We start from the raw sequence: 9,051 nt of genomic DNA, 5'->3' as shown, positions 1-9,051 counted from the left end.
TATCATATTTTCATCTGATTCGGAAGGACTTTATGGTCATTGCAATCGAGCAATGCGACCTCACGCCTGTCGATGAAGAATCCTAACTTCTTGTGCAACATTATCGAAGGCACATTGTTCGGTTGTATGGAACTGTGGATCACAGTAGCGCCTTTGGCCATACCCGCGTCGATGCATGTGCGTAAAAGCTTGTAACCGATCCCGTTGCGTCTGAGATACGGGTGCACACCCATATTCTCGACCCAAACGAGATTCTCCGCATTATTGACATGATGCAACATCTGTGCGAAGATGAATCCTATTATCTCGCCATCATCCTCGGCAACGAAACTCAATCCTGATTCCAGATACGTTCCGAATGCCTTCTTGCTACTGGCGCCGAGATCATCCTTCCATTCCTGTGGAAGCTCCTCCCATTTATTCTCCAGGATCTCAGAGAAATATTCCCTTATGCACATGATCTCCAGGTCCCTGACCTGTATGATATCCTTGAGTTTCATCGGGCGGATCTCCATGTTCACATCTCCTCAGGTGCACCGAGTCCAAGACAGTCGAGGACATTCTTGAGTACGATCTTCGAACATTTAACCAATGTCAAACGAGCGTCCTTCTCAGCTTTGGAGTTGAGGACAGGCACTGATGCATAGAATTGATTGAATGCAGATGCGAGTTCGTGCCCATATGCTGGAAGAAGGTGGATACGCCTGTTCTCTCCAGCCTGTTCGATGACACTCTCGAACTTCGATATTGTTTTGATGAGACTCAATTCGAACGGATCGGTCAAAAGCGATGGGTCGACTACCTCCTCGAAATCGCCTGCCTTCCTGAGCATGCTGCATGCCCTTGCGTATGAATATTGAAGGAACGGCCCACTGTTACCGTCGAAGGACAATGCCTCCTCCCACTTGAATACCAATTGTTTCTCGGGCTGTACACGTACAATGTTGTATCTTATCGCACCGACACCGATGATCTTAGCGATCTCCCTCATCCTGTCCTCAGGCATATCATCGCGCCTGGACCTGATCTCATCATAAGCCCTCGATACGGCCTCGTCGATCAGATCGTCCAGATACACCACGACACCTTTCCTGGTGGACATCTTCCCTTCCGGAAGCGAGACGAATGAATAGAACATAGCATCCAGTTTCCTGGTCTGTCCAAGGATCTCCAATGCGCAGCACAATTGTTTGTTACCAAGCTTCTGATCCTCTCCGAGGACATCTATCAACTTGTCCGCTCTCTTGAACTTGTCCTGGTGATATGCTATATCACGTGTTGTGTAAAGGGTGGTACCATCCGCTCTTGTGAACGTGAATCTCGTGTTCTTACCCTGGATACCGAAATCCTTCAGTTCGAGATAGCAAGCGCCATCATCCTCCACTCCAGCGTATTTGGATTGCTTCAACTCCTCGACATACTTCCTTGCAGAACCGTCCGCTATGAATTTCGATTCCCATGTGTAGGTATCGAGAACGACATCTATGTTAGCGAGCGTTTCCTTGAGACCGTTCAGCATTATCTCCGCTGTCTTCCTAACGGTGGAGATGACCTCCTCGTCCCCTGCCTCGAACTTCCTGAGCATGGAACCGATCTCCTCCTGAACAGCAGGATCCTCTTCCATCATCTTATTCGCGAGACGATAGTATGCTACCAATTTGTGGTCGATCTTGTCACGGTCATCCTGCATTCCCCTGTCCTCGATCTCCTTCTCGACCTGTTCTTTCGTAAGATTGTTGACTCCCCATGTGAGTATGACGACCTGTTTACCAACGTCATTGACATAATACTCTGTGCTCACATCATATCCGCACATACCGAGTATCCTTGCCAACGTATCCCCGATTATGGGATTCCTTGCACGACCGACATGTATCGGACCTGTAGGATTGGTGGATGTGTGTTCTACGATGACCTTCACGCCCTTGTTTGGAAGGCTACCGTACCTGCCCTTCATCTCCAGCACATCCTTGAGTGTGCCTTCTGTGAGTTTCACACCATCCATCTTGAAATTGAGATAACCGTTCAATGCACTGACATCGGATATCAGACCCGATGGTTCTATGTTCGATGCCAATTCCTCAGCTATATCCTTTGGTGCCCTCTTGAGCGCCTTGGACATGAGGAAACAAGGGACCGCCAGGTCCGCAGCATCCGTTGAGGGGATCTCTATAGAGAACTCCGAATCCACGCCCATCTTGGACAATGCCGATCTGACGGCACCGTCAACCTCCGTCCTGAACCTATCCATAACAGACATGTTATCACTGTATCCTGTACCTGAGTATGGCCGCGATACCTCCGAATGCCGTCATCAGCATCTGACCCTCTTCCGAATCAGCGGAGATTATCTTGACCTCTGTGTTGTATGCATCTGCCAACATGAAGAAATCATCGATGAGATCCTCGTTCCTTGTCACAGATGCTGTTGAACCGCATTCCTTACATTGGATCTTATCATCGGCTTCCGTTACAGTCGCGTCATATGTGTGACCCTGAGGGCACTTCACGGTTATCCTTCTCTTATCGATATTCTCCGAAAGGAGAAGTGTGTTGACCGCACCCATGTTGAGTGCATCGCGGACCATGTCCTCTCCGTAAGCGGAGAGTCCTCCATCCGTCTTCCTTATCTCTCTGAAGAATCTCTGAACGAATTCCTTCTCCTCGACGAGATCGATATCCTGAATCGTATCGGCTGCGGCATCGACAAGTTCCCTCAGTCCTGCCTCATCCGTGTATCCTGTATCGAAGAAGGGTTTGATGACCTTCTTCTGAAGTTCATGGTGAAGGTATCCCTCATTGATGAAGAAATCCTTCGTCGCACCAGGTCCGCCTATGAGGATGCCGACCAACTCCGTCCTGTTGAGGAAGACATCCGTAGCGTTATCCGCGACCTTCTTGTAGAACTCGTGGGCCGCGATCTCGATGAGTCTCTCGAACCTTACCGATGACTGTCCTCCCTGGTGGTGCTTACTGGGAACCAATGAGTCGAAGTGTTTCAAGGTGATGATCCTGCTCCCTGTCAATATTCCCAAGGTGGCCTCGCGTCTGTCGATGGTTATGAGTCCGTAGGATTTCTTATCGACCAACATGGTCTCCAAAGGTTCTGTGAAGAACGATGAGTCGCATCTGTAAAGGAAGGCTGTGATCGCCTCCGGCGGATGGATCACATATTGCACCATCCTTGTCTGATCCCCTGCCCTGGGAACCTCTCCGCAGAAGATGACGACACCTTTCTCAGGCGCGGACTTGTATGTCTTGAGCCTCGACATTATCGAATCAATAGCGCCTTGGACATTCTTCATTGTGGATTTTGATTTGATGTTCGATGATTGTGAATACTCGTCCCTAAGGTACGCCATGACATCGGATATCTGTCTTGATTCCGGGATATAGACCGAGATCAACTCGGTCCCACGTCCTCGCATACCCATGATCTCTTTCATGGCCTTCTTGAAATCATACTTGGCTTTAAGTTCGGATTCGGTTTCACTCATATTGTCATCGACCTTATGCACACACAAAATAAGATTAATTATAAACGTATTGGTGTGGAACATGGATAGAGTTGTGGTATCGATCGGAGGCTCCGTGCTGATCCCAGAGAAGGACGATGCAAAATACATCAAGGCACTTGCAGATATGTTGAGAGATGTGTCGAAAGAGGTCGAGATCATGGTTGTCTGTGGAGGCGGGAAGGTCTCCAGGTACTACTCCAAAACAGGGAAGGAACTTGGAGGAACGACATATCAATTGGATGAACTGGGGATAGGGGTCACTAAGGTGAATGCCAAACTGCTCGATATCGCATTGGGCGATGCAGGCATAGGTAAGGTCCCTCAGACGGCAGAGGAATGCGCATCGGAGAGACACATAGGCAAAGTACCCGTCATGGGCGGGACCGAACCCGGCCATACGACCGATGCCGTCGCAGCGATGATAGCGAAAGCGTGCGATGCAGACCGTATCGTCAATGCTAGCAATGTTGATGCTGTGTATACTGACGATCCAAGAACGAATCCTAATGCCAAGAGGCTCGACAAGATAACGATAGACGATCTTGAAGAGATAGTGTATGATGAGCATGATGCATGCAGATCGTCGGTATTCGACCCCCTTGGTGTGAAGATCGCCAAGGAACACAGGATAGATATCCTCATGGTCGACGGAAGGGACCTTGTAGAACTCAAGAATGCCATCCTCGGTAAGGAGATAAACGGCACATTCGTGAATTCACAATGAATTGGACATCATAGAGGATCCAGGCTCTCAGAGCCTACCCTCTCCAGTCCGAGCGTATCGATGATCGCGTTCACACGCCTCTCCTCCGCTCCTTTCATGGATTTCCTGTGCACATACACCATATCAGTGCCCGTCGATTTAGCGGCATTGGAGATCATTTCAGCGAGTTCATCGTCCGATGACCCTACGATCCTATACACAGGGACCATGTGTCCGACACTTACTTTCTTGGTCAACGCCAATTCGGTGAATCTAGGTGCATAATGACCGCCACCGACACCAATCACAGCAGGATGATCCTCATCCGATCTCATCGACAATATCACATCAGCCAAGATCTCTGCCGCATGAACATCTCCCCAATGCGTCTCCTCGCTACCGATCTCTATGAACATCGTCGGAGATTCGAGATATGGGCCATGATGTGTGACCTCGAATGATACATTGTATTCTGTCGTATCGTTCAACGCCTTGATCCTCCTCAAAGCGTTCGTCATGAGATGCGGTGCGGATCTGACCAATCTCCTATCCATACCCCCCAGATCTGCAGTACCGTAGTTACCGATCGGGTGCACGGTGAGCGTAGGTATCCCGCTTGCGGCACTGTGCCTGCTCATGAAGACCACATTGTCTACACTGATACCATGTGCTTTGGCCTTCTGGTCCACATGATCACTGAGGAGATGTTTCTCTGGTATGGTCATGATGCACATATCATCGCAACTGAGATACGAGTTCTCACCATCCGTACCACAATCCTCCCATTCACACTTCTTGAGGAGCTGCTCCTTCATGTTCGCAGACGGGAGATCCTTCTCATAACAGACCAGTAATGTTGCCATCGGATGAGATGAGTATTATTCCTCTATTTATACCTAAAACGGCCTCATATTAACATATATGTTCATAAGATTTAATATTTTAATACTATATTCAATATATGTGAGATAATGGACTATATCATAAGCGTCAAGGACAAGATCGTCGCTCATCTATTTAGGAACAGACATGTCAATCCGAATGACATCTACAACCTCCCATGGGACATAACGCAGGATGGCATCGCATCATCACTAGGGATCACACGTGCACACGCCTCCATCGAGCTGAAGAGATTGAAAGAATCAGCGATGGTCGATGAGAAACAAGCTCACATAAAAGGTGGAAAGGTCAGGAGGAAATGCTACATGCTCACGCCCTTAGGCCTAGATCATGCAAAGAATATCCTTGAAAAAGCGGAGTCGAACAACGTTGACATCTATTCGATGATAGATATGAAGAGACAGGATCCCGCCATGCTATTGGAAGGTATGACGGACGCCGACAGATATTGTCTAGGGTGCGCATGTACGATCCGCATACCTCTCCACAAGAATCTGCTACCAAATGGCGGATTCTCCACTATGCCCTTGGATGTCACCGGAAGGACAGCGATAAGTGACCTCCTAAGAAAGAATGTACTCAGTGTAGCAACACCTGATGAATTGTTATCCTGGCACAGTTTCGCTGCCGATTGCTGGCTGGATCACGTGAAGGAATTAGGAGATGACACGAACATGCTCCATGAGAGATTGTATCATCTCGTCAACGCAGGAAGGATCATCGATGCCTGTAGGTTAGTGAGTAGCCATATGCACGAACTCATCAGCACGACCACGGATGATCTGTGCGAGACGTTGCAATCATTGTATCCCATTCCGGAGAAATATATCAAGGATGTCATCTCGACAAGGATAGAAGCTGATATCGATACGAATGATCTGAAGGATGTCAAGAAATGTATCGAAATATTGGAAAGATCCGATACAAACCTTGCGAAGATGTATTCATCCGATCTAGCGTACATCAATGGAGACAGAAAGAGAGCGATGGAGATATTGGATTCGATGGACCTCAGGGATCCGATGGTCAACATACGCATAGCGAGATTGATGTTCGAGGATGGGGAGTATAAAGGTGCCAGGATCATTCTCAATTCAATCAAGGGGATATGTGACATAGGTCGCGTGGATATAGCTGTTGAGAAATTCATACTCCTTGCGAGGATCGATAAGGCAGAAGGAAAGGATTCGGATTGTTACGCCCATCTCATGAAAGCTAGGGCATCCGTTCCGGAAAAAGGTAAGAGGAGGATAGACCTCCTCATCCATTCGATGATATCTTAGAACGTCCTGTTCTTCTTGAGATCATCTATATCGGATATGTAGAGATCACGGATATCAGTGATGTTCCATTTCAACATCGCAAGTCTCTCGAATCCGAATCCCCATGCAAGGACAGGACACTTGACGCCGAATGGCTCCACGACCTCTGGTCTGAAGATACCTGCGCCACCAAGTTCCATCCACTTGCCGTTGAAGAACACCTCGAGTTCTAGAGAAGGCTCAGTGTACGGGAAGTAGGCAGGCCTTATCCTGATCTGATCGAATCCCATCTTGGCGTAGAACTCCTTCACCAATGATATCAGCATATCGAAGTTTGCGTTCTCATCGATGACGATACCTTCGATCTGTGTGAATTCCGGAAGATGCGTAGCATCGATGGATTCCTTCCTGAATATCCTGGAGAGCGAGAACACCTTTGCGGGCGCCTCGGGGTGTTTAGAGATGTATTTTATGGAATTCACAGTGGTGTGTGTCCTGAGCATGGCCTGTTCAGCCATCTCCCTCGACCATTCTCCGCCCCAGCCTGTGGATCCCGTATCCCCACCATTCTCGTGGATCTCCTTCACGGTGTCAACAAGATCGCCATACTCAGAGAGATCGAACTTCGAAGGATTGGAAAGATAGAAAGTATCCTGCAACTCCCTTGCAGGGTGATCCTGTGGAACGTACAACACGTCAAGATCCCAGAATGCAGGTTCTACGAACTCGTCATCCATCTCGGTGAATCCCATGTCTGTGTACAGCTTCCTGACCTCTGCACCCAATCTTGAAAGAGGATGTTTCTTTGCGGGATATACTGCAGGTGCGAATGTCTGCACATCGTATTTCCTGATCTCCACATCCTTCCATTTACCGCTCTGTATGAGTGTGTCCGTGACCTGTGTGACCTCTTCCTTCAGCTCTATGCCTGATGAAGCGACCTCTTTACCTAGATCGGTCAACCTGATGGTCTTCTTCACATCGACATCCTCTGAGATCAATCCATAGTGCCCTATGAGATCCTTGATCGATTTCGGATCCACGTCCGACTTGGGGATCGGTGCCTGCATAAGCCTGTCGACAAGCAATTCATCAGGCATCTTCTCGGTGAGTGCCTTCTTACCCAATTCGGTAAGAACGAGTATCTTCGAATCTCCATCCTTCTTGATGTCGGCAAGACCCTTCCTCTTCAACCATCCGACCGCGATCTTATCATCGCCGTTGGGCATAGCTTCGGCAAGACCCTCCATCGTCAAGGAACCGCCTGCTGCACCGATGGCATCGACGGCACGTCTCTCGAAGAGTCCTTGCTCCGCCTTCTGCATGTCAGCGATGGAATAGAATTCGGCCTGTTCGGATTCGATGGTTGCCAATTCCTTGATATTCAACCATGATGCGGAACCCATGACCTCAACTTCGAGATCGAATATCCCCTTGTCCATGATCTCGGCGGGTGTTGCCACTCCCCCCATATCATCCAACGCTATGAGCAACTTCTTTTCCTTGTAACTAAGACTGTCAACGATCTCCTTTATCCCCATGACCATCACCACTTGAAACCGTCGAAGGTCATGCTGTCCACGACCTCCTTCGCCTCCTCTCTCTTTGCCTGATGGTCCTCGAGGAACACGTTGATCTTCTCGGTGAGCGCCTGTTTGCATTCGCCACAGAGTATCTCTCCATTCCTACACTTGTGGATCATCTCTTCGAGTTTCTTGTCGTCATGCTCGAACATGTAATAATTGTACTTGAAAACTGCACAGACATCAGGATTGCCTCCCTTCTGCCTCTGTTCCTCTACTGAAACACACCCTCCTGTGAACGCTCTTCCGACCTTCTTCTTCACAGCTTTGGGTGTGTCCGTTGTGTAAATGGTGGCGTTCTCATCGGAAGATGACATCTTGTCCGCACCGCTGAGCCCAGGGAACATCTTACAGTACAGCATACTGGGCTTTGGATAGTTCAGACCGGGAGCGACATCCCTGGTCACTCTGAAATGCGGATCCTGATCGATACCGCAGGGTATGAGGCATGGCATCTGTTTGCCATAGATCTCTGAAGCGAGGAATGCAGGTGCGGTCTGCATCGTCGTGAAGAATATCTGACCGATGTTAGAAGAATTCTCGAATCCGAATACCGCCTTTGCAGTGGAGAATGTCACCTTCTTGGCGACCTTGAGTGCGATCGGATACAGCGTCTTGATGCACTCGGTGTCGAGGATGATCTTCGTCTTCTCCGTATCGAAGCCCAATGCGATGAAATCCAATGCATTCTCATAGGCCATATTCCTCGTATCGTGGAGCGTAAGGTCCTTGAAGAGGAACTTCTCATCATCCGTCATTTGGAAGAACATCGGCACTTTGAACGTGTCCTGGACCCATTTGTTGAAGATCCAAGGCATCATATGGCCGAGATGTGTGTTGCCTGATGGGCCCCTTCCTGTGTAGAGCATGAACTCATCGCCCTTATCATAACTGTCAAGGAGCGGGATCAGGTCCCTGTGCGAATAGAATATCCCGCGCTTGAGCATTGGGTGGAGTTCTCCGTATTTGGACAATCTCCTAAGGACCTCATCATCGATAGGTGATGTCCCGAACTTCCTCTGAAGCTCATCATAATCGATATCCCCTGTTACTTCCCATGGTGTGACGGTGAATTCTGTCAT

At 48.8% G+C, this 9,051-nt stretch carries 8 protein-coding genes; 2 read left to right on the top strand and 6 right to left on the bottom strand.

Annotated features, from left to right (window positions below; all coding sequences use genetic code 11):
• Positions 1 to 2: 2 nt before the first annotated feature.
• The 3 genes from ACI2NF_RS04595 to prf1 are packed head-to-tail and all read right to left on the bottom strand — an operon-like array spanning position 3 to position 3,497.
• A complete protein-coding gene (locus ACI2NF_RS04595) occupies positions 3 to 515 on the bottom strand; it encodes a GNAT family N-acetyltransferase (RefSeq protein WP_400147975.1) in 513 nt (170 codons plus the stop codon).
• 2 nt (positions 516 to 517) lie between these two features.
• Positions 518 to 2,260: an arginine--tRNA ligase gene (argS, locus tag ACI2NF_RS04590; RefSeq protein WP_400147973.1), complete on the bottom strand. Its 1,743-nt coding sequence runs from the start codon at positions 2,258 to 2,260 to the stop codon at positions 518 to 520.
• Between the two features lie 4 nt (positions 2,261 to 2,264).
• Entirely contained in the window at positions 2,265 to 3,497 is a 1,233-nt protein-coding gene (gene prf1 / locus ACI2NF_RS04585; protein WP_177970847.1) for a peptide chain release factor aRF-1, read from the bottom strand.
• Between the two features lie 61 nt (positions 3,498 to 3,558).
• On the opposite strand from prf1, the gene pyrH reads away from it, so the two are divergent.
• A complete protein-coding gene (gene pyrH / locus ACI2NF_RS04580) occupies positions 3,559 to 4,242 on the top strand; it encodes a UMP kinase (RefSeq protein WP_400147971.1) in 684 nt (227 codons plus the stop codon).
• An 8-nt stretch (positions 4,243 to 4,250) separates the two neighbouring features.
• On the opposite strand, the gene ACI2NF_RS04575 is transcribed toward pyrH, so the two are convergent.
• A complete protein-coding gene (locus ACI2NF_RS04575; protein WP_400147969.1) occupies positions 4,251 to 5,084 on the bottom strand; it encodes a D-aminoacyl-tRNA deacylase in 834 nt (277 codons plus the stop codon).
• 108 nt (positions 5,085 to 5,192) lie between these two features.
• On the opposite strand from ACI2NF_RS04575, the gene ACI2NF_RS04570 reads away from it, so the two are divergent.
• A complete protein-coding gene (locus ACI2NF_RS04570) occupies positions 5,193 to 6,407 on the top strand; it encodes a hypothetical protein (RefSeq protein WP_400210367.1) in 1,215 nt (404 codons plus the stop codon).
• Here the strand turns inward: ACI2NF_RS04570 and pheS are convergent.
• Both pheS and ACI2NF_RS04560 read right to left on the bottom strand, forming a co-directional pair.
• Entirely contained in the window at positions 6,404 to 7,927 is a 1,524-nt protein-coding gene (pheS, locus tag ACI2NF_RS04565) for a phenylalanine--tRNA ligase subunit alpha (protein ID WP_400146712.1), read from the bottom strand. The genes ACI2NF_RS04570 and pheS overlap by 4 nt on opposite strands.
• 5 nt (positions 7,928 to 7,932) lie before the next feature.
• On the bottom strand, positions 7,933 to 9,051 hold the full coding sequence (locus ACI2NF_RS04560; protein ID WP_400146714.1) for a tryptophan--tRNA ligase: 1,119 nt from the start codon (positions 9,049 to 9,051) through the stop codon (positions 7,933 to 7,935).

It is taken from the genome of Candidatus Methanarcanum hacksteinii, from assembly GCF_964305265.1.
Classification (GTDB): Archaea; Thermoplasmatota; Thermoplasmata; order Methanomassiliicoccales; family Methanomethylophilaceae; genus Methanarcanum; species Methanarcanum hacksteinii.
Note: the sequence above shows the minus strand (reverse complement) of the source record. Positions and strands in the feature narration are given on the sequence as shown.